21 protein-coding genes are annotated in these 20,095 nt (G+C 44.9%); 17 read left to right on the top strand and 4 right to left on the bottom strand.

Features of this window, described 5'->3' with window-relative positions; translation table 11 throughout:
- Window positions 1–2 precede the first annotated feature (2 nt).
- From BP27_RS0108370 to sthA, 7 genes are all read left to right on the top strand, one after another.
- Entirely contained in the window at window positions 3–1,211 is a 1,209-nt protein-coding gene (locus BP27_RS0108370) for an NADH:ubiquinone reductase (Na(+)-transporting) subunit B (RefSeq protein ID WP_027851168.1), read from the top strand.
- Entirely contained in the window at window positions 1,204–1,971 is a 768-nt protein-coding gene (locus BP27_RS0108365; protein ID WP_027851167.1) for a Na(+)-translocating NADH-quinone reductase subunit C, read from the top strand. Before BP27_RS0108370 ends, BP27_RS0108365 begins: the two co-directional genes overlap by 8 nt.
- A gap of 2 nt (window positions 1,972–1,973) precedes the next feature.
- On the top strand, window positions 1,974–2,642 hold the full coding sequence (locus BP27_RS0108360) for an NADH:ubiquinone reductase (Na(+)-transporting) subunit D (RefSeq protein WP_027851166.1): 669 nt from the start codon (window positions 1,974–1,976) through the stop codon (window positions 2,640–2,642).
- A 2-nt stretch (window positions 2,643–2,644) separates the two neighbouring features.
- Window positions 2,645–3,265 (top strand): NADH:ubiquinone reductase (Na(+)-transporting) subunit E, encoded by a 621-nt coding sequence (gene nqrE / locus BP27_RS0108355; protein WP_027851165.1) that lies wholly within the window; start codon window positions 2,645–2,647, stop codon window positions 3,263–3,265.
- Between the two features lie 12 nt (window positions 3,266–3,277).
- Complete coding sequence (nqrF, locus tag BP27_RS0108350) at window positions 3,278–4,513, top strand: NADH:ubiquinone reductase (Na(+)-transporting) subunit F (RefSeq protein WP_027851164.1); 1,236 nt, start codon at window positions 3,278–3,280, stop codon at window positions 4,511–4,513.
- Between the two features lie 99 nt (window positions 4,514–4,612).
- Window positions 4,613–4,825: a (Na+)-NQR maturation NqrM gene (gene nqrM / locus BP27_RS0108345; protein ID WP_027851163.1), complete on the top strand. Its 213-nt coding sequence runs from the start codon at window positions 4,613–4,615 to the stop codon at window positions 4,823–4,825.
- Between the two features lie 33 nt (window positions 4,826–4,858).
- Window positions 4,859–6,253: a Si-specific NAD(P)(+) transhydrogenase gene (sthA, locus tag BP27_RS0108340; protein WP_027851162.1), complete on the top strand. Its 1,395-nt coding sequence runs from the start codon at window positions 4,859–4,861 to the stop codon at window positions 6,251–6,253.
- Here the strand turns inward: sthA and BP27_RS0108335 are convergent.
- Window positions 6,250–7,119, bottom strand: a complete 870-nt coding sequence (locus BP27_RS0108335; RefSeq protein ID WP_027851161.1) for a hypothetical protein — start codon at window positions 7,117–7,119, stop codon at window positions 6,250–6,252. The genes sthA and BP27_RS0108335 overlap by 4 nt on opposite strands.
- A gap of 50 nt (window positions 7,120–7,169) precedes the next feature.
- Here BP27_RS0108335 and BP27_RS0108330 point away from each other — a divergent pair, with 50 nt between their 5' ends.
- Together BP27_RS0108330 and lolD are read left to right on the top strand one after the other, a co-directional pair.
- Entirely contained in the window at window positions 7,170–8,411 is a 1,242-nt protein-coding gene (locus BP27_RS0108330; RefSeq protein WP_036239824.1) for a lipoprotein-releasing ABC transporter permease subunit, read from the top strand.
- 29 nt (window positions 8,412–8,440) lie between these two features.
- The gene (lolD, locus tag BP27_RS0108325) at window positions 8,441–9,151 is read left to right on the top strand and encodes a lipoprotein-releasing ABC transporter ATP-binding protein LolD (protein WP_036239821.1); all 711 of its coding nucleotides are present in this window, start codon (window positions 8,441–8,443) and stop codon (window positions 9,149–9,151) included.
- A gap of 6 nt (window positions 9,152–9,157) precedes the next feature.
- On the opposite strand, the gene BP27_RS15730 is transcribed toward lolD, so the two are convergent.
- Window positions 9,158–9,709: a DUF2062 domain-containing protein gene (locus BP27_RS15730; RefSeq protein WP_051610466.1), complete on the bottom strand. Its 552-nt coding sequence runs from the start codon at window positions 9,707–9,709 to the stop codon at window positions 9,158–9,160.
- Window positions 9,710–9,772: 63 nt separating this feature from the next.
- Between BP27_RS15730 and BP27_RS0108315 the strand changes: the two genes are divergently transcribed.
- Complete coding sequence (locus BP27_RS0108315; protein WP_027851158.1) at window positions 9,773–12,037, top strand: DNA internalization-related competence protein ComEC/Rec2; 2,265 nt, start codon at window positions 9,773–9,775, stop codon at window positions 12,035–12,037.
- Between the two features lie 7 nt (window positions 12,038–12,044).
- On the opposite strand, the gene BP27_RS0108310 is transcribed toward BP27_RS0108315, so the two are convergent.
- Together BP27_RS0108310 and BP27_RS0108305 are read right to left on the bottom strand one after the other, a co-directional pair.
- The gene (locus BP27_RS0108310; RefSeq protein WP_027851157.1) at window positions 12,045–12,371 is read right to left on the bottom strand and encodes a type II toxin-antitoxin system RelE/ParE family toxin; all 327 of its coding nucleotides are present in this window, start codon (window positions 12,369–12,371) and stop codon (window positions 12,045–12,047) included.
- Window positions 12,346–12,576, bottom strand: a complete 231-nt coding sequence (locus BP27_RS0108305) for a TA system antitoxin ParD family protein (protein ID WP_027851156.1) — start codon at window positions 12,574–12,576, stop codon at window positions 12,346–12,348. Before BP27_RS0108305 ends, BP27_RS0108310 begins: the two co-directional genes overlap by 26 nt.
- A gap of 163 nt (window positions 12,577–12,739) precedes the next feature.
- Between BP27_RS0108305 and BP27_RS0108300 the strand changes: the two genes are divergently transcribed.
- The 7 genes from BP27_RS0108300 to traF all read left to right on the top strand — a co-directional run bounded on the left by BP27_RS0108300 (window position 12,740) and on the right by traF (window position 20,061).
- Window positions 12,740–13,288 (top strand): MotA/TolQ/ExbB proton channel family protein, encoded by a 549-nt coding sequence (locus BP27_RS0108300; protein WP_027851155.1) that lies wholly within the window; start codon window positions 12,740–12,742, stop codon window positions 13,286–13,288.
- Window positions 13,289–13,329: 41 nt separating this feature from the next.
- The gene (locus tag BP27_RS0108295; protein ID WP_027851154.1) at window positions 13,330–13,764 is read left to right on the top strand and encodes a hypothetical protein; all 435 of its coding nucleotides are present in this window, start codon (window positions 13,330–13,332) and stop codon (window positions 13,762–13,764) included.
- Between the two features lie 2 nt (window positions 13,765–13,766).
- Entirely contained in the window at window positions 13,767–15,086 is a 1,320-nt protein-coding gene (locus BP27_RS0108290; protein WP_027851153.1) for a hypothetical protein, read from the top strand.
- 33 nt (window positions 15,087–15,119) lie between these two features.
- Complete coding sequence (locus BP27_RS0108285; RefSeq protein ID WP_027851152.1) at window positions 15,120–15,542, top strand: ExbD/TolR family protein; 423 nt, start codon at window positions 15,120–15,122, stop codon at window positions 15,540–15,542.
- Between the two features lie 5 nt (window positions 15,543–15,547).
- Window positions 15,548–17,323, top strand: a complete 1,776-nt coding sequence (msbA, locus tag BP27_RS0108280; protein WP_027851151.1) for a lipid A export permease/ATP-binding protein MsbA — start codon at window positions 15,548–15,550, stop codon at window positions 17,321–17,323.
- Entirely contained in the window at window positions 17,316–18,362 is a 1,047-nt protein-coding gene (lpxK, locus tag BP27_RS0108275) for a tetraacyldisaccharide 4'-kinase (protein WP_027851150.1), read from the top strand. The genes msbA and lpxK overlap by 8 nt, the downstream gene beginning before the upstream one ends.
- A 67-nt stretch (window positions 18,363–18,429) precedes the next feature.
- Entirely contained in the window at window positions 18,430–20,061 is a 1,632-nt protein-coding gene (traF, locus tag BP27_RS0108270; RefSeq protein ID WP_027851149.1) for a conjugal transfer protein TraF, read from the top strand.
- Window positions 20,062–20,095 lie beyond the last annotated feature (34 nt).

Genomic DNA, 20,095 nt, shown 5'->3' with positions numbered 1-20,095 from the left:
GAATGAAAGCATTACGTAATCTTCTCGACAAAATGGAGCCGCACTTTGTAAAAGGTGGACGTTACGAAAGCTGGTATGCGCTCTATGAAGCTGTCGATACAATCTTTTACACGCCACCCAGTGTTGCCAAAACAACGGCCTTTGTACGCGATGGTATTAACCTTAAGCGTATGATGATTACCGTTTGGCTATGTACCTTCCCAGCCATGTTTTTTGGTATGTGGAATACTGGTTTACAAGCTAACCAAGCGATAGATGCAGGGTTTGGTTCACTAGGTGGTTTGCGCGAGAGCTTTGTTGTTCTGTTTGGTGCGGGTAACTACGACCCAACCAGTGTCTGGGACAACCTTGTTCACGGTGCAACCTACTTTATTCCCATTTATGCCGTCACCTTTATAGTGGGTGGTTTTTGGGAAGTCTTGTTTGCCATGCGTCGTGGCCATGAAGTTAACGAAGGTTTCTTTGTTACTTCTATTCTATTTGCGCTTATTCTTCCAGCAACCATTCCCTTGTGGCAGGTTGGCCTAGGTATCACCTTTGGTGTGGTAATAGGTAAAGAAATTTTTGGCGGTACAGGCAAAAACTTCCTTAACCCTGCACTGACTGGTCGTGCTTTCCTTTACTTTGCTTACCCTGCACAAATTTCGGGTGATGCAATTTGGGTTGCAGCCGATGGTTTCACTGGTGCAACAGCGCTTTCAGTTGCTTACAGCGAAGGTGTGAATGCACTGAACCAAAGCCTAAGCTGGTGGGATGCCTTTGTTGGCATTATGCCTGGCTCAGTGGGTGAAACCTCAACCCTAGCGATTTTTATTGGTGGTGCAGCACTGCTACTAACCCGTATCGCTTCTTGGCGCATTATGGCGGGTGTCATGCTAGGTATGATGGCCACATCAACCCTGTTTAACATGATTGGTTCAGAAACCAATAATATGTTTGCTATGCAGTGGTATTGGCACCTAGTGACGGGTGGTTTTGCCTTTGCAATGGTGTTTATGGCAACTGACCCAGTTTCAGCCTCCATGACCGACAAGGGTAAGCTCGTATTTGGTGCACTTATCGGTGTTATGACCGTTCTAATACGTGTAGTTAACCCAGCTTTCCCAGAAGGCATCATGCTAGCTATTCTATTTGCTAACCTGTTTGCCCCACTGATCGACAGCCTAGTGGTTAAAGCAAATATCAAGCGGAGGGTATTGCGCAATGTCTAAAAGTAATGACTCCATCTCAAAAACACTAACAGTTGCGTTTATCCTCTGTTTAGTTTGTGCGGTGATTGTTTCGGTATCCGCCGTAGCACTTAAACCGCTACAAAATGCTAACCAAGAAGATTTCCGCCGTAGTAATATTTTGGTTGCTGCTGGTTTACTTGACCCTAATGAAGTAACCAAAGATCGCATTGCCGAAGAGTTTGCCAAAATTCAGGTGAAAGTGGTTGATTTACGCACGGGTGAATTCACTCAAGACGTAAGCGTAGAAACCTACGACCAACTGCGTGCAGCTAAAGACCCTAGTCAAAGCTTTGAACTAGATGAAGTGGCTATAGGTGTAAAACGCCTAGAAAACTACGGTCTAGTTTACCTAGTGGGTGATGAAAGCAATCCAGACCGTATTATTCTTCCTGTACGTGGTCCTGGCTTGTGGTCAACACTGCATGGCTTCCTAGCCCTTGAAGGCGACGGCAACACCATTGCAGGTATGGGTTTTTATGATCATGCTGAAACCCCTGGTTTAGGTGGTGAAGTAGATAACCCCAACTGGAAAGCTCAGTGGCCGGGTAAAAAGGTTTACAACGAAGACACCATGCAACCGCTTTTGGGTCTTTCAAAAAACCCAGATGGCGTGCATGAAGTTGACACTTTATCGGGTGCTAGCTTAACCGCTCGTGGTGTAACTAACCTTTTGCAATTTTGGGTTAGTGAACAAGCCTACGGTTCATTCCTAGCTAAATTCCGTCAGGGAGGCGCTTAATCATGGCAAAAGATACTGTTAAAGAAGTCTTGGTAAGCCCTATTTTTAAGAACAACCCTATTGCCTTACAGGTGTTAGGTATTTGTTCGGCGCTGGCTGTTACCACCAGTATGCAAGTTGCAGTTGTTATGACGATAGCGGTTATGTTTGTAACTGCCTTCTCTAACTTCTTTGTATCCTTAATTCGTAACCACATTCCCAGCAGTATTCGTATTATCGTGCAAATGACGATCATTGCGTCTTTGGTTATCGTGGTAGATCAGGTACTTAAAGCTTACGCCTACGAAATTAGCCGTCAGCTATCAGTATTCGTTGGTCTAATCATTACCAACTGTATTGTTATGGGTCGTGCAGAAGCTTACGCCATGAAAAATGGCCCCATCATCAGTTTTTGGGATGGTATGGGTAATGGCTTCGGTTACGGTGTAGTGCTTATGTTAGTTGGTGCTGTGCGTGAAATTTTTGGTTCGGGTAGTTTCTTTGGTTATCAAATTCTATCCCTAACTAAAGATGGTGGCTGGTACCTAGCTAATGGCTTAATGCTACTTCCACCCTCAGCCTTCTTCATTATTGGTCTACTCATTTGGGCTTTACGCTCATGGCAGCCAGAGCAAAATGAAATTCCTGAGTTCAAAATTACCGAAAACACTAAATCTGAAGGAGCGATGTAAGCATGTTAGAACATTACTTATCGCTGTTTATTACTGCCGTGTTTGTAGAAAACATGGCGCTAGCCTTCTTCTTAGGTATGTGTACCTTCTTAGCCCTGTCTAAAAAGGTGGATGCAGCCTTTGGTTTAGGTGTTGCGGTGATTGTAGTACTAGCTATTACCGTACCCGTTAACAACCTTATTTATAACCTGCTGCTGCGTGAAGGCGCATTGGTTTGGACAGGTATTGAAGGTGCAGAAAATATCGACTTATCTTTCCTAGGCCTATTGAGCTATATCGGGGTAATCGCCGCCTTAGTTCAAATTCTAGAAATGTTCCTCGAGAAATTTGTACCTGCTCTGTATAACGCCCTAGGCGTATTCTTACCCTTAATTACTGTGAACTGCGCCATTATGGGTGCGTCACTGTTTATGGTAGAGCGTGACTATAACTTCACTGAATCGGTGGTTTACGGTACAGGTGCAGGTTTAGGTTGGGCACTGGCAATTGTTGCACTAGCCGGTATACGTGAAAAGCTGAAGTACAGCGATGTGCCAGCAGGGCTTCAAGGTCTAGGCATCACTTTTATCGTGGTGGGCTTAATGTCACTAGGCTTTATGTCCTTCTCCGGCATCCAGCTATAAAAGGGAAATAACATGGTCGACACTACAATTATTCTGCTCGGCGTCGTCATGTTCACCATAATCGTGCTTAGTCTCGTTATGGTGATCCTGGCAGCGCGTAGCAAACTGGTTAGTACCGGTGACGTCACTATAGAAATTAATGGTGACCCAGAACACACCTTTGTAACAGCCGCAGGTGGCAAGCTACTTAACACCCTAGCAGCTAAGGGCATCTTCTTATCCTCTGCCTGTGGTGGTGGTGGTAGTTGTGCTCAGTGTACTTGTAAGGTAATTGAAGGCGGTGGCTCGATACTGCCAACAGAAGAATCAGCTTTCACCATGCGTGAAAAGAAAGACGGCTGGCGCTTATCTTGCCAAGTACCTGTAAAGCAAGACATGAAGATTGAAGTAGATGAAGAAATCTTCGGGGTTAAAAAATGGACTTGTGAAGTAGTATCTAACCCCAACGTAGCTACCTTCATTAAAGAGCTAACGCTTAAATTGCCTGAAGGCGAAAACGTTGACTTCCGTGCAGGCGGTTATGTTCAGCTAGAATGCCCACCCTATGAAATTCCTTATAAGAATTTTGATATTCAAGAAGAGTTCCATGGTGACTGGGATAAATTCGATATCTGGCGTTATGTGGCAGTGAACACTGAAAACACTATTCGTGCTTACTCCATGTCTAACTACCCAGAAGAACGTGGCGTAGTGAAGTTCAATATTCGTATTGCTACACCACCTCCAGGCCGAGATGACGTACCACCGGGCATTATGTCCTCTTACGTCTTCAACCTTAAGCCAGGCGATACCATTGATGTTTACGGTCCCTTTGGTGACTTCTTTGCCAAAGATACCGATGCCGAAATGGTGTTTGTGGGCGGTGGTGCAGGTATGGCACCCATGCGTTCGCACATTTTCGACCAGTTAAAACGCATCAAAACTGATCGTAAAATTAGCTTCTGGTACGGTGCTCGTTCCTTGCGTGAAGCCTTCTATGTAGAAGAATTCGACAAGCTAGCTGAAGAAAATGAGAACTTTACTTGGCACCTCGCCTTGTCAGATCCATTACCTGAAGATAACTGGGAAGGGGCCAGTGGCTTTATTCATAATGTACTTTATGAAAACTACCTAAAAGACCACCCAGCACCCGAAGACTGCGAATACTACATGTGTGGACCACCCATGATGAACGCGTCAGTTATTAAGCTACTTGAAGACCTAGGTGTAGAACCAGAAAACATTCTACTCGATGACTTTGGTGGCTAATGCAGACAGCTAACTTTTTCAATGCATGGAATTGTTAGTCTACTTGGGTTGTCTCTAGTGATAAGAGGCAACCCATTTTTACTTTAGAGGAATTCAGTTATGCAAATCTTCTTACTTAGTGCCCTAGTTCTAGGTGCAATCATGCTTATTATGTCGGTAGGGGTTATCATGGGCCGTAAACCCATTGCGGGCTCTTGTGGTGGTATGAGTGCTTTAGGAATGGAAGTCGCCTGCGATATTTGTGGTGGCGATGAGGCTATTTGTGAAACAGAATCACAAAAAAGCTTGGCCTACGACGCAGCAAGTAAGTAGTAAAAAAATTCAAACTGTAGAGGGGTGTTGTTAATGGCAGTCTACAACTATGACGTAATAGTAATTGGAACCGGACCTGCTGGCGAAGGCGCTGCTATGAATGCTGTTAAGCATGGCAAAAGAGTGGCCGTGGTTGAAGAACAGCGCTCCGTTGGTGGTAACTGCACCCACAAAGGCACCATTCCATCTAAAGCATTACGTCACGCGATTAAACAAATTATTCAATTCAACACCAACCGCATGTTCCGCGATATAGGAGAGCCACGCTCTTTTTCCTTTCCTAAGGTGCTTGCCCGCTCGCAGCGTGTCATAGAAAAACAAGTGGCCTTGCGTACCGGCTTTTATGCGCGTAACCGTGCCGATGTGTTTTTTGGTAAAGCCCGCTTTGTAGACCCTAATACAGTCGAAGTCAAAGACCGCCACGATGGTATAGAGTTTTTAAAAGCCCAAAAAATTATTATTGCTACTGGCTCCAGACCCTATCGCCCAGACGACATTAACTTCGATCACCCCCGTATTTACTGCTCAGATTCCATTTTAGAACTCTCCCACACCCCACGTTCAATTATTATTTACGGTGCCGGGGTGATAGGTTGTGAATACGCCTCTATCTTCAGTGGCTTAGGTGTAAAGGTGGATTTAATCGACAACCGCGACCGCCTGCTTTCCTTCCTAGACGATGAAATCTCTAACAGCCTTAGCTACCACCTACGCAATAATGGTGTGCTAGTCAGGCACAATGAAGAATACGACAAGGTAGAGGTTGTAGAAGGTGGTGTAACCCTGCACCTAAAAAGCCGTAAAAAAATACGTGCCGATGCCTTTATGTGGTGTAACGGACGTACCGGGAATACCGCCGACCTAGCCCTAGAAAACATCGGTTTAGAAGCCAACTCACGCGGTCAGTTACAAATTGATGAACATTACCGCACCAGTGTTCCACATATTTACGCTGTAGGTGATGTGGTTGGCTGGCCCAGTCTTGCCTCAGCTTCTTACGACCAAGGCCGCTCTGCCGCAGCCGATTTTTTAGATGAGCCAGAATTTAGGTTTATCGATGATGTACCCACGGGTATTTACACCATTCCAGAAATCAGTTCGCTAGGTAAAACAGAACGAGAGCTAACCAAAGAAAAAGTGCCCTACGAAGTTGGGCAAGCCTTTTTCCGCACTCTAGCTAGGGCACAAATTACTAGCGAACCGGTGGGCATGTTAAAAATACTTTTCCACCGAGAAACCCTAGCCATTTTAGGTATTCACTGCTTTGGTGACCAGGCTGCAGAAATTATTCATATCGGCCAAGCCATTATGTCGCAAGAAGGTGAAGCCAATACGCTTAAGTATTTTGTGAACACCACTTTTAACTATCCCACCATGGCAGAAGCCTACAGGGTAGCGGCTATCAATGGCCTGAATCGCGTTTTCTAGCTTTTATATTTAAAAACCCGGATGCTTGGAAGGAAGGCTTGGTCTTCTAACTGGGCATCTGAGCGTTTAGCCCGCGTGCGTTTTTCAGGTGGCGTTAGGCTAGGCAGGTTAAAGGCAGGCAACTTTTCATCTTTTGTTAGCACAAATAAAGGCATGGCTAGGTTCATGGCTTGGCGCTCTGGCAAGCCGGGTAAGGGGTTATCAAAAAATAAGTTAGCTCGCATTAAAGGAGCTTGATCTTGCACCTGGGCCAAGGGCGTACTTTCTGTAATACCCGCCAGCTTTTGCAGCTGTAGCTTAATGTGCGGCGCGTTAGTGTCCATCTTTTCTAAACGATACACAGCTTCTTTATAACTAATGCGGCGAATGCTTCGCCCACTAGAATACCAACTCAACCTAACCTGCTTTAAAGGCGCATCACAGCCGGGTATTTGTCGCCAAGTCTGCTTTAAATGCAACCTAGCCAAACCCTCTTCTGATAAATGCGCATGTAGCTTGGCATGCCTAGCTGCTATGCCTAACCTGGCTTCAGACAAAATATCTGGGCTTTCTTTGCGTATGGCATCTAAGGCACGAGAAAAAGTCACCTTGCAAAAATTCACACTGCCTAACTGTTGCCAAATAGCAGCATTACACACCACTAAGCCAGGGTAGCTACGTGTGACTCGACCATCTTGGCCATCTAAATACCAAAGGTCTTCTAAAGCGTAGGTTAAAGCAGCACGGCTACTAGCCTCACTTGTATAACCCAGCATCCACACGGGCAGCTGAGCTTCTGCAAGCATTTCAGACAGATAAGCTAGGCTATTCACCAATAGCTCAAAGCTGCTATCTAACTGAGACAGTAATCGGTAGTGGGTAGTCATTCAATTTTCCATTACAATACGGCCACAACTTAATAAGGATGCAGTATTTCATGGCCTCAATACCACTATTAATTGGTCTGCGTTACACCCGAGCCAAACGCAGAAATCATTTTATATCATTTATTTCGCTTACCTCTATGCTCGGCATGATGTTAGGGGTAGCAGTGCTAATTTTAGTTTTATCCGTTATGAACGGTTTTGACCGAGAGCTAAGGGAGCGCATACTCGGCATGGTGCCGCATCTAGCCATTAAAAACTATCAAGATTTTAGTGACTGGCAAAGCGTGGCCGACCAGCTTAGCCAACACCCAGATGTAAAAGGTGTGGCTCCTTTTGTTAATGGTCAGGGCATGCTTATTCATCAAGGTTATAACCGAGGCACGCTTGTAGCAGGTATTTTGCCTGAATACGAAAACCAAGTATCCATTGTAGGCCAGCACTTACAAGAAGGCATTAGCCTAGATGCTTTGCAGCCGGGTGAATACGGTATTTTGCTAGGTGATTTGTTAGCACGCTTTTTAAGGGTAAACACTGGCGACAAGGTAACCCTGTTATTGCCTGAAGCCTCTATCACGCCCGCTGGTGTTTTCCCACGGCTTAAACGCTTCACTGTTATGGGCACCTTTAAAGTTGGAGCAGAGTTAGATGGCAACCTTGCTTATGTGCATTTAGAAGATATGCAAAAGCTGATGCGTATGGATACCAGCATTGAAGGCTTGCGTTTAGAACTTAACGATTTATTCCAAGCTAGCCGTTTAACCCAAGAGCTGGTCAACCAGCTAGGCTACCCTTATAGCGGCACCAACTGGACACAAACCCAAGGCAACCTTTTTCAAGCCATACAAATGGAAAAACGCATGATTGGCTTGCTGCTCATGATCATAGTTGCGGTGGCTGCCTTTAACATTGTTTCCACCCTAGTCATGGTAGTGACCGACAAGCAAGCCGATATCGCCATTTTAAGAACCCTAGGCGCAAGCCCCGGCACCATTATGCGAATTTTTATGGTACAAGGCTTAACCATCGGTGTCATAGGAACCCTAGTCGGAGTGGTTTTAGGTGTGCTTTTAGCCCTGAATGTAAGTGACCTAGTGCTATGGCTAGAAGGCCTGTTGGGCATTCAATTTTTAGATTCCAATGTGTACTTTATAAGTTACCTGCCTTCAGAACTGCGTTGGGACGATGTACGCTTTATTACTATCTCCGCCTTGCTACTTAGCCTTTTTTCTACCCTTTACCCAGCTTGGCGCGCTTCAAAAATTCAGCCAGCCGAAGCCCTGCGTTACGATTAATGTTAAGGATTAACTTCAAAGAGAGAAACATGACATCTATTAATATAGAAGAAACCACTAGTGCGCAGGCTGTACTGAGTTGCCAAGCACTGAACAAAACCTATACCGAAGGCCCACAAAAGGTACAGGTACTAGCCGACATTAATTTTGAAATTTTTGCAGGCGACAGAATTGCCATTATCGGTAGCTCAGGCTCAGGCAAAACCACCTTACTCAATATGCTAGGTGGGTTAGACCTACCCACCAGCGGTAGCGTTAAACTTGCGGGTAAAGACTATGCCCAGCTAAACCAAAAACAACGTGGCGAACTAAGAAACCAGCACCTAGGCTTTGTTTACCAGTTTCACCACCTGTTAGCCGAATTTAGTGCTTTAGAAAACGCAGCTATGCCACTGTTGATCGCTGGCAAAACCATGCAGCAAGCCAAGGAACAAGCCTTAAAGCTGCTAGAAAAAGTAAATATGGCCAAGCGAGCAGAACACAAGCCAGCCGAACTTTCAGGCGGTGAAAGGCAAAGGGTTGCGCTAGCCAGAGCGCTAGTCACCAACCCAGGTTGCGTTTTATTAGATGAACCCACGGGTAACCTAGACCAGCAAACCGCTGAGCAGGTGCAAGAATTAATCAAGGAATTAGCCGAAAACTCAGGTACGGCTTTTGTGATAGTGACCCACGATAACGAGCTAGCTAAACAACAAAACCGAGTGCTACGTTTAGACAAAGGCCAGCTTTTAACGGTTTAGTTTTAGCTAGTTTTCAGGTGTGTCTTTTTTTTGAGTAGAAGGCAGTAAGCGATTTGACTGCCTTTTATTCCAACTTTGTGAAACCTGCCAACGCCACAATAAGCGCACTGCAACATTAGCCACCACCGCCAGTACAGCCCCTATAATTAAACAGCCCAACAACAAGGGCGGCCAAATTTGGTTAAAGTGAGTAAAAACCCAATCAATAATGCCTTCACTAGAAGGTGGCGACAGAGGCACGTTTAATATCCAAGCCCCTAAACGGTAACAAACATACAAAAGGGGCGGTGTGGTCAGCGGGTTGCTAACCCAAACCAAACCCACCGAAATAGGAAGATTCACCCGCCAATAGCCAGCCAAAAAAGCCGCCAGTAACATCTGCATAGGAATGGGTAAAAAAGCCACAAACAAACCTATGCTGAATGCGCCAGAAACACTGGTTCGAGTCAGCGTCCATAAACTAGGATCAGCCAAGTGAGCCGACATAAATCCGAGCGATTTATTAGCTTGAATTTTTTCAGGCTTAGGCATAAAGCGTTTGATAAGTTTACGAGGCATGATCTATCCCAAGTCTCCCCTAAAAAAGTGCGCGTATAGTAGCCCAAAACAGCGCGTATAGAAATGAAACTAATAGCCTACAAATTTTCACTGCTGGCTGCTGGCCTGCTAGTTGGTATTTTAAGCTCAGTGTATTTTAGCGATTGGCCACCAGTAGAAGCTCTATTACTTTTGCTGCTAGCCAGTTTTAGCCTGCTAAAGCGTCAGCACTTTTTTAGTGGCGCTCTGCTCTTTGGTTTTTGCTGGTTACTTATTTTTCTAGCCTGGCAAATGCAAGCCGCACCCAGCACCACCCAAGCGGCCAATGATAACAGCCCACTGCTAGGCAAAATTAGCCCTAGCTACGGCAACGCCATTCAACTGCATACAACCCGTTTAAACTGGTACGCCAAAACGTCAGAAGGTAAAGACCAAGCCTTACCCCAGCAAGGCGAAACTTGGCAATTAGAGGCCAGACTAAGGCCCTTACGTAGCCTACAAAACTTTGGCCAAGCCGATTCAACAGGAAGAAAACTTGCCGCTGGCCAGGTGGCTGGTGGTTACATTCCTAGAAAAGCCCAAGTAAAACGCCTAAAACAAGCCAGCCCGCTTAACCAATGGCGCAATCAACTGATTAACCAAATAGAAGAACAATCCACCGAAGTGCAAAGAGGCTGGCGCTTTTTAGTTGCGCTAGGTTTAGGCGCTAAGCAGCTACTCACCCAAGAAGACTGGCAACTACTACAAAAAACCGGAACCCTGCACCTATGGATCGTTTCAGGTTTGCATTTAGGTTTATTGGCCGGCTTGGTTTTATGGCTAGCCAATAAATACCACTGGCCTCAAGCCCTAGCTTTACCCTTAGCTGCTGCCTTAGCCCTAGGCTATGCCCAATTAGCCGGTTGGGGATTAGCTGCAGAAAGAGCTGCACTAATGTTGTTGCTAGGCTTATTGATTATTAGCGGCTGGCGCAAATTAGGAGTATGGCTCGCCTTTAGCCTAGCCTTAATTATTCTATTACTAGCCAACCCCTTAATAGTGCTTAGCAAAGGATTTTGGCTTTCATTTGGTGCTGTCGCCATTTTAATCGGTGGCTTTTATGGACGGGTTAATCAGCAGGGTTTAAGCAGTTCGCCTTTAATGGTTTTATTTAAAGTACAAGTATTGCTTTTGCTGGCCTTTACGCCACTGCTTATATGGCAGGGTGCTTGGTTTAATCTAGCCTCACTGCCGATTAACCTAGTTTTAGTGCCCTTGGTGGGGCTAGTGCTACTGCCGGGTAGTTTACTGGCGCTCATGTTACAAGCTTTAGGTATGGAATTACCCTTAAACATTTTAGCCAGCCTGTTTAACTTGGTCGCACTGGGGTTAGAAGCAGCAGCCAAGCTAAATTACTTCACCAGCCAACAATTACAAAACCCAGCTTACCTCTGGTTAGGTTTGCTAGCCCTCTTACCCCCAGGCATAGCTATTAGGCATTTTGCTTGGCTAGGTTTAGTCTTGGCTTTTTTACCCAGCAAGCCAGCCACAAGCAACCCAGAGCAATGGGAAGTGAAAGTATTAGACGTAGGGCAGGGCACCGCAGTATTAGTAGAAAGCGCCGGTGAAAAACTGCTTTATGACACAGGACGAGGTTTTAGCAGCGGTTGGGCAGCCGTTCTACCCGCACTAGAACCTTGGCTAACACCCAGCCAAGCACCACAAGGCTTGAACCAAGTGGTGATAAGCCACGATGACCAAGACCATTCAGGTGGTTTACCTGCCATAAAAAAACGTTGGCAAGTTCAACAAGAATACAGCGCCCAACAAGCCAACTGCTACGCAGGCCAAAGCTGGCAGCTAGGAGCATTAGAAGTTATGGCACTTTGGCCACCCCAGCCACCTTTAAACAAAAGCAAAACTCGTGCTGATAATGAAGATTCCTGCGTGCTACTGATAAAAGCCCCCGAACACCAAGGTAAACTAACCAGCCTACTATTAACCGGCGATGCAGGCCTAGCCGAAGAAGCCTTCTTTAGCCAAGCCCTAGCGCAACTATTAACCAACCAGCAAGGTGAACAACAACCCTTAACCCTACTAATAACCGGCCACCACGGCAGCAAAACCTCCACCGGTTTACCCCTACTACAAGCTACAAAACCCCAATATGCCATTCACACCAACGGCTGGCGCAACAGCTACGGCCACCCGCATTTAAGCGTAGTGCAAAGATTAAGAGAATTTAATGCACAGCAACTCAGCACCGCCGCGCATGGCGCAATACATTTTGAAATAAATAAAGGTGAAGTGAAGATGCAATATAAAAACCAAAAACCACCGCTATGGCATTGGTTGGGGTATAAGCCATAAAACTGTTTTAGCCACGGATTAACTTACCATCAACTTTGCGTTGGCTTTTGACTTCCTTGTAGAAGTTTTCATGTGAACCAAATTGAAGCAAATAAATTTCTAATTTATCTTCCACCCAAGAGTAACCTAATAGTGCCAATTGCTGGTTAAGCTTAAACTTATGAACTCTAAGGTAAGCTAAGTCGCCTTTTTTCTGCTCACCAACCTTAGGATTTTTAATAATTTCTTCAATTTCATCTTCAACAAGTTTAAGCAAGGCTTCTGGCAGTTTGCTAAGTACCTTCTCAAACCGTCGAGATGCATAGACATCAATCTTTTTTTGTTCTTCTAACATAAGGTTTGCTTAACCCCTGCTTAACTTCTTCCGCTGCCAATAATGATTCACGCACAAACTCGTAAGGTAGGTCAGGATTGTCTATCATTATTTGACCAATTTTTGCCCAGTACTCTATTTGCTTAGGTAGAGACCGACTTTCCGCTTCTGCATGAACCCTAGCAATGCTAACAAATTCATTATTTAATCTTACGCTAACCGCCATAGCTTTTACCTTTATCTAACTTTGAAAATAAGTATAAAAGTATTTTGCGACAAAATGTTGCTTTTAGCAATCTTTTGCTTTTGGGTTTATCCGATTTTCATCCGTGTAATCCGTGGCTTGTAACTGCTAAACTACTTTTTTACTTTTCACCAAGGCGACTCAAGTGTTTGAATTTATACAAGCTGGCGGTTGGTTAATGCTGCCTTTATTACTTAGCTCCATTCTAGCCCTAGCCATAATCCTAGAGCGCCTTTGGGTATTGCGTGCTAAACGTGTACTACCCACAGCCCTGCAAGCCATAAAAGATGCAGGAATTAGCCGCCAAAACCAAGGCGCACAAAGAATCCGTGAAGCCATGCAAGCCGCTGGTGCTCATCAAGTACACCAACTAGAAAAACACCTTAGCCCACTAGGTACCATCGCCAGCATTACCCCCTTGCTAGGTTTGCTAGGCACAGTAGTTGGTATGATCGATGTTTTCCAACAGCTAGACCTAGCCGCAGGCAATGCCCAACAACTAGCTGGCGGTATCTCCCTAGCACTTATCACCACCGCCACAGGCTTAAGCATCGCAATACCTAGCGTGGTTATGCACCGCTACTTTATAAGAAGAGTAGGGGATCTAGTGGTTATCCTAGAAACCCAAGCCCAAAAAACACTCGACCAACTCGCACCAGGCGCAGAACTATGCAATTTAAGCGTCAACCCTTAACTCTATAATTACTCGTATTTTACTTCATAGCAGGTGGTTTTATGAGCTTTCAAAAAAAGACTTACAACCTAAAAAGAAAACTGGCACCTCAACCCGACCTAGCAAACTGCCAAGCTCTTGCCAGCTGTGTAAAATACGTGGGTAGTCCACTGCATAAGAAAAACCCAGGTGATTTTGGCTTAATACCGCCAAGCAAACCGCATCCAAACAAAACATTGTGTGATAGCATCAATTTATTCAACAAAAAAACAGCACAAAGCTTACTTAGCCAAGGAGTATTAAAGGGAATGGTCAGTGCTCAAGAGCGCAATGGTTGGCCACAAAATGTTTGGTGGATTACGGATAAACAAGAACCAGTGGAAACTCAGCTAGACAACCAAGAGAAAGGTACCTACCACGGTTATCCACTTGGAAAAGCAGACCCTTTATACCAAATAATATTATCAAGATGCTTACAAGCTTCTAAAGAGGTTTAAGTATGCAGTTTTCTATTAAATGGCACACAAGCCAGCCCCAACTACCCACTGAAGAGTTAGCAACCTTTGCAGAGCTTAGCCTTTTAGCAAACAACACCTCTTTATTTCGCCATGAAGACCTACTAGAAAAGCGTTTTATACAAGAAGGTATTAACGTTAGTAGCTACCCACTAGCCTTGTGGTTTGCCGTAAACTGGTGGCGTTTACGCTGGGAAGCAGCCCTGCCAGCTAATACCACAGCAATGCAAAAGCTAGATTGGGAAATGAGCCATAGCTTAGGTGCAGTAGGCCAAGGTTATTACTGGCCAGATATCACCTTTACATCAGATACCCAGTCTATTTATTTGCAGCATCAACTACACCAAGACAACTTAGGTGGAATACGTTACCTAGAAGCCTACTCAGGTAAAATTACAGCTCATCAATTTGAAGAGGCTGTTTTTAAACTTATTGAACAAACATTAGAGCAACTTAATTCTAAAGGCATAAACAAGACTGACTTACACCAAGCTTGGGCAGACCTAAAAGAAGACTTAGCTCAAACCAGCAACTTTCGTTACCGTCAGCTAGAAGCACAATTAGGTTTTGATCAAAATGAAAGCGAACCAAATTACCTCAGTCAACTACTAGAAGCTGAAAACCAGCTGGGCCATTTAGCAGTGAATGAAATAGCCCAAGCAGAAAAAAATAAAACCTTGGAAGTTCTTGAAGAAGTTAAAAACCAGTTAACTCAAAGCAAGAGTTTAATTAACTTTGAAAACACCAAAATAAACAGCACCAGTAGTGATCAAAACCTACAACCTTGGGAAGCAGGACAAAAAGCAGCACAACAACTGCGTAACGCATGGGGTATAGCTAGTGACTATTTATCCAATGAACAGCTAGCAGAACGGTTAAGTGCAAGTAAAAAGCTATGGCAAGAATTAAGCACCAATGAAGTAAGCATCGCAGCTGCACAAACTGATGCCAATAAAACAGCCAAACTAATGTTAGGTAAATCTAGGCCGCTTGCACAAAGGTTTATGCTAGCCAGAATTATAGGCGACTACCTTTATACGACTAACACTCAAGCAAAAACTGCCTCTGCAGAAACACTGGTTTGCACAATAGGTAAAACCTACCGCCAAAAATACCAAAGAGCATTTGCGCAAGAATTACTTTGCCCTTATACAGCCTTAATAGAACGCTTAGATACGCTAGAACCCGATGATGAAGCCATTAGCGAAGCAGCAGAGCATTTTTTGGTTTCACCGCTAGTCGTTAATACGGTACTAGTAAACAAGGGCCATTTACCCAACACCCTGTTAGATGCTAATCAATAGGTATGGTCTTTTTTAATTTGAGCCCCAATAACTATGCAATTTAAGCGTCAACCCTTAGAAGCTGCCGATGTAAACATCACACCACTAATAGACGTGGTGTTTTTGCTATTAATCTTTTTTATGGTTAGCACCCGCTTACCCGACCAAGCACTTAATTTACAACTACCCACAGCCAGCACTGCAGAAACCCAACCAGAAGCCTTGCCAGAAATAAGCGTATTAAGCCTGTATGCCGATGGTAGTATTCTGTTTAACGAGCAAACCCCAACCAGCCTAGAAACACTTGAAGCCCAGCTAAACGAACAGCTACAAAACAACCCAGAAGCCATTCAAGCTCTGCTCATTCAAGCCGAAAATACCACCCATCATCAAAATATAGTTTCTGCCCTAGACCTAGCAAGACGTTTAGGCATTGAAAAGGTTAGAATAGCCACTCAGCCCCTAGAGCTAAAATAATAGAAATGAATCAAACCCAAACAAGCAAACAAGCACCTACAGGCCTAAACGCCTATTTACGTTTACTCTCTTACGTTCGCCCCTACTGGCCGGCCTTTATACTCAGTGTGCTGGGTTATGCTCTTTACGCAGCCTCTAGCACTGCTTTTGCACAAGTAATGAAGCTGCTAGTCGACTCCATACAAGATGGCATGACAGAAAAACGGCTGTTCTTTCCGTTACTGGTCGTGGGTATTTTTGCCCTGCGTGGCGTGGGTACTTTCTTTGGTACCTACTTTATGACCTACGTTGCAAGGCAGCTTATTCACTACTTGCGCCTAGACCTATTCAAACGCTTTTTAGTGCTACCCGCCGGTTTTTACGATAAGCATTCATCTGGCCACCTAGTTTCACGCCTGACCTTCAACGTAGAACAAGTCACCGGTGCAGCCACTAATGCCATTACCGTATTGGTGCGCGAAGGCTTATTTGTGGTCGGCTTAATGGGCTATCTTTTATGGGTGAATTGGAAACTAGCCCTGGTTTTTGTTGCTGTATCGCCGGTTATCGGCCTGGTAGTTAGCTACGCCAGCAAACGCTTTCGTCGATTAAGCCACCGTATTCAAAACTCCATGGGCGATGTGACCCACGTTGCCTCAGAAACCCTGCAAGGCTATCGTGTGGTGCGCAGCTTTGGCGGTACCGAATTTGAATACCAACGCTTTTTAAAAGCCAGTGAATACAACCGCGCCCAAGCCATGAAAATGGCCCTTACCAAAGCTATTAACACACCCGTGGTACAAACCATTGTGGCGATTGCTTTAGGTATTCTAGTTTGGCTGGCGCTCTCACCCGATTTAATGGGCGAAATGACCCCAGGTGAATTTATCGCCTTTTTAACCGCTGCCTCTTTAATGGCCAAACCCCTGCGCCAACTCACCGAAATTAACAACACCATTCAACAAGGCCTAGCCGCTGCTATGGATGTATTCACCTACCTAGATGCGCCAGAAGAAGAAGATAAAGGCACCAAAACCCTAGAGCGAGCCCAAGGTGAAGTCAGTTTTAAAAAGGTGAGTTTTCAATATGCCCAAGACAAACCCCTAGCACTTAACCAAGTTAACTTTACTGCCAAGCCAGGCGAAATGATTGCCCTAGTCGGCCGGTCAGGTGGTGGTAAATCGACCCTAGCTAACCTTATTCCACGTTTTTACAATGCTACCCAAGGCGAAATTCAACTCGATGGCCTTCCCATTACCGAGCTAACCCTAGCCAGCCTAAGAGAACAAATTGCCCTAGTAACCCAACAAGTTACTCTATTTAATGACACCCTAGCCGCCAACATAGCTTATGGAATAAAAGACCCTGACCCTAAAGCCATAGAAGCCGCCGCCAAAGCTGCCTTTGTTATGGACTTTGCTGAAAAACTACCCGAAGGCCTTAATACCCTAGTTGGTGATAACGGCGTGTTACTTTCCGGTGGTCAGCGTCAGCGCATAGCCATAGCTCGCGCGATTATGAAAGACGCGCCTATTTTAATACTTGATGAAGCCACCTCAGCACTAGATACCGAGTCGGAACGCTTCATACAACAAGCCCTAGAAGAAGTCATGCAAGGGCGCACCAGTTTTGTGATAGCTCACCGTTTATCTACCATAGAACAGGCCGACCGCATTTTAGTGATAGACCAAGGCCAAATAGTCGAAGAGGGCAACCACCAAGAACTCTTAGCCCTTAACGGTGCTTATGCGCAACTTCACCAGCTGCAATTTCATGAACAAATACAGCCCGAGCATGAATAAACTGCAAACCTGGGTAGAAAAAAACTGGTATGCCGCCACCCCAGGCGGCTTAAAATGGCTAGCACCCTTAGAAAAACTTTACCTCAAACTCTTCAATAAAAACCAACAAGCCTACCTAAGCGGCAAAAAAACAGCCGTTCACCTAGGTGTACCGGTTATTGTGGTCGGCAATATCAATGTGGGCGGTAGCGGCAAATCCCCCCTAGTGGCAGCTCTAGCCAAGCATTTTAAAAACCTAGGTTATCAGCCGGGTATCGTCAGCCGTGGCTATGGCGGCAAAGCCAAACATTACCCGCAACGCGTAACCACCTACAGCAATCCACAAGAAGTGGGTGACGAACCGCTAATGCTGGCGCAGCAAACCCAGCTGCCCGTGGCCGTAGACCCTAACCGCGCTGCCGCTGCCAACCTGCTAGTTAAAGAAGAAGGCTGCGATTTAATTATTGCCGACGATGGCCTACAACATCTAAAACTCGCCAGAGATATAGAAATAGTGGTCGTTGATGCAGCCCGAGGTTTTGGCAATGGCCATTGTTTACCTCTAGGACCATTACGTGAACCAGTCGAAAGATTAAATAAAGTTGATTGGGTTATTATGCAGGGCGAAAAAATTCAAGAGGCTAGCCAACTGAATTTAAAAAACACATTACACACCTATCAATTAGAATTTTCAGGCTGGCGCAGGGGAGACGGCCACTGGCAAAAAGACTGCCCTTTTACAGCAGGGCAAGCCGTTAATGCGATAGCGGGTATAGGCAACCCACAAAGATTTTTTAACCAGCTCAGCCAGCTAGGTTTAAAGGTAAAGGGCTACCCACTGGCAGACCATGCACAACTAACCCAAGAACACTTAAAGTTTTACGAACCAAAAGCTGGTAACAAAACACCAGTCGTAATGACCGCTAAAGATGCCGTAAAATTACAAGCATGGTTAAATAAAAACCACTGGATCGCCGAAGTAACCGCTAGCTTGCCTAAGGAATTCTTAGATAAACTACAAAATCAGCTAGCAGATGCATCCAAAATACATGTAAACTAAACCGGTAGTACACAAAAAAAGCAAGATATTTAAATAGAAAAATACAGGCTACCGCCGAGGAACTATTATGAAAACACTACTTAAACCCACACGCATTGCCCTAGCGGTAGCAGCACTAGCGCTACCTTTCACCGCTACTGCCAATCAATCACTTAACACAGCCGGTTATGCAGGCACGATTGGCGGCGTTGTTAATGAAGGCAGCATACACTCCAGCAGCTTTAACCCAGCCGGTAATAATCTACTACTCAAAAAAGAAGAAAAAATGCGCTTTGGTTATTTAAGTAACCTGGGTGGCTATGTAGAAATAGGGGAGTCAGACGACCTAGATAAAAAAGTTGATGCGATGGTTGATGACCTAGATGCAATAGATGATTTCAATGTTGGTGGAAAAGCTTATTTAGTACATCGCTATGGAAACCTGGGTAATAGTGAAGCAGATTATTACGAAGCCATCGCTAAAGAGTTTAACACTACAATAATTCCAGACTTAGAAAAAGGCGGTCAATTCCGAGCAGGTGGTCAGCTGCAAGTTCCTCTAACGCCTTTTTTATTGCGTAGTTCATCAGCCCGCGGAACCTTCAGCCTAAATGCTTCAGCCAGCACCCAAATAAAAAGTGCATTTTTAGGTGATAAATTTGGTGTAAGAACTACTTTTAAAGACGCTAGTGGTAACAGCTTGGGTGCTATTGATATTGATATGGCAACAGCGGCTGCTGCATATAACGATATTAAGGCTAAGGTTACATCTGGAATAAATAATACGGGGGATATCGATGATATTAAAACCATTCTTCAGGGTTCAGGTATTTTAACGCCACAAAATATAGCTGCTATAGAAGAAATAAAGATTAATGTAAACGATATTGTTGATGGTGATACTGACTATTCTTTCACCACCAACTCTGGTTTAGATGTTAAAGCCGCAGTAGTGGCCCACTTTGGCTTAGGTTACGGTACTAACCTAACCGAGTGGTTAGAACTTAACGATGAGCATGGTCAACTAGAAACAGGTGTGCGCTTAAACCTCTATAACGTAGAAGCAGGCCGTAAGTTTGTATCCCTACAAGCAGAAGCCAATAGCAATGACGACAGCAGCGCGAGCGACAACCTAACCGAAGACTTCCTAGACAACACAGAAACCACTATGGGTGTTGGTTTAGATTTAGGTTTTTTATGGCATGCAGATAACTACCAAGCAGGTATTACCTTCTACAACCTAAACGAACCCAGCTTTGATTACCCAGACCTAAGCAAAGTGTTAGATGCCAACGACAGTTACGATAGTGAAACCCTAGACGCACTTTACGGGCTACAAACAGCTGGCAAAACCAAAGTGGCGGATTCAGTCACTCTCACACGCCACGCAGTAATCGAAGGTGCTTATTTCAGCAAAAGCCGCAACTGGATGCTGCAAGGTTCCTACACCCTAGGCACAGCTACTAACTTTGTAGGTGATGAATTCCAAAACCTACACCTATCCGCTGGCTATTACCCAAAAACAGCTTGGATTCCTGGTCTACGCGCTGGCTACAGCCAAAACATGAAAGGCAGCGAACTAAGCAAAATTCACGCAGGGGCTACTTTCTATGGTATCATGCACCTCGATTTAGCGGTATCACCTGACACTTCAAGCTTTGACGACAGTGACATACCCCGCTATGTAGCTTTCAGCCTTGGGTTTGAAGAAAAGTTCTAAGCCAAGCGTTTCACACTAGGAAAACTAGAGCACA

The organism is Marinospirillum insulare DSM 21763 (assembly GCF_000686905.1).
Lineage (GTDB): Bacteria > Pseudomonadota > Gammaproteobacteria > Pseudomonadales > Halomonadaceae > Marinospirillum > Marinospirillum insulare.
The sequence above is the reverse complement of the archived record's forward strand: the minus strand, read 5'-3'. Positions and strand labels throughout refer to the sequence as shown.

Bases quoted from the DNA above. Each gene is read 5' to 3' on its own strand.
- sthA (WP_027851162.1), top strand. From the start codon at position 4,859: ATGGCAGTCTACAACTATGACGTAATAGTAATTGGAACCGGACCTGCT.
- traF (WP_027851149.1), top strand. From the start codon at position 18,430: ATGAAAACACTACTTAAACCCACACGCATTGCCCTAGCGGTAGCAGCA.
- nqrE (WP_027851165.1), top strand. From the start codon at position 2,645: ATGTTAGAACATTACTTATCGCTGTTTATTACTGCCGTGTTTGTAGAA.
- BP27_RS0108305 (WP_027851156.1), bottom strand. From the start codon at position 12,576: ATGGCGGTTAGCGTAAGATTAAATAATGAATTTGTTAGCATTGCTAGG.
- BP27_RS0108290 (WP_027851153.1), top strand. From the start codon at position 13,767: ATGCAGTTTTCTATTAAATGGCACACAAGCCAGCCCCAACTACCCACT.
- BP27_RS0108330 (WP_036239824.1), top strand. From the start codon at position 7,170: ATGGCCTCAATACCACTATTAATTGGTCTGCGTTACACCCGAGCCAAA.
- nqrF (WP_027851164.1), top strand. From the start codon at position 3,278: ATGGTCGACACTACAATTATTCTGCTCGGCGTCGTCATGTTCACCATA.
- lolD (WP_036239821.1), top strand. From the start codon at position 8,441: ATGACATCTATTAATATAGAAGAAACCACTAGTGCGCAGGCTGTACTG.
- BP27_RS0108315 (WP_027851158.1), top strand. From the start codon at position 9,773: ATGAAACTAATAGCCTACAAATTTTCACTGCTGGCTGCTGGCCTGCTA.
- nqrM (WP_027851163.1), top strand. From the start codon at position 4,613: ATGCAAATCTTCTTACTTAGTGCCCTAGTTCTAGGTGCAATCATGCTT.
- BP27_RS0108370 (WP_027851168.1), top strand. From the start codon at position 3: ATGAAAGCATTACGTAATCTTCTCGACAAAATGGAGCCGCACTTTGTA.
- BP27_RS0108310 (WP_027851157.1), bottom strand. From the start codon at position 12,371: ATGTTAGAAGAACAAAAAAAGATTGATGTCTATGCATCTCGACGGTTT.
- BP27_RS0108360 (WP_027851166.1), top strand. From the start codon at position 1,974: ATGGCAAAAGATACTGTTAAAGAAGTCTTGGTAAGCCCTATTTTTAAG.
- BP27_RS0108365 (WP_027851167.1), top strand. From the start codon at position 1,204: ATGTCTAAAAGTAATGACTCCATCTCAAAAACACTAACAGTTGCGTTT.
- BP27_RS0108285 (WP_027851152.1), top strand. From the start codon at position 15,120: ATGCAATTTAAGCGTCAACCCTTAGAAGCTGCCGATGTAAACATCACA.
- BP27_RS15730 (WP_051610466.1), bottom strand. From the start codon at position 9,709: ATGCCTCGTAAACTTATCAAACGCTTTATGCCTAAGCCTGAAAAAATT.
- BP27_RS0108295 (WP_027851154.1), top strand. From the start codon at position 13,330: ATGAGCTTTCAAAAAAAGACTTACAACCTAAAAAGAAAACTGGCACCT.
- msbA (WP_027851151.1), top strand. From the start codon at position 15,548: ATGAATCAAACCCAAACAAGCAAACAAGCACCTACAGGCCTAAACGCC.
- BP27_RS0108335 (WP_027851161.1), bottom strand. From the start codon at position 7,119: ATGACTACCCACTACCGATTACTGTCTCAGTTAGATAGCAGCTTTGAG.
- lpxK (WP_027851150.1), top strand. From the start codon at position 17,316: ATGAATAAACTGCAAACCTGGGTAGAAAAAAACTGGTATGCCGCCACC.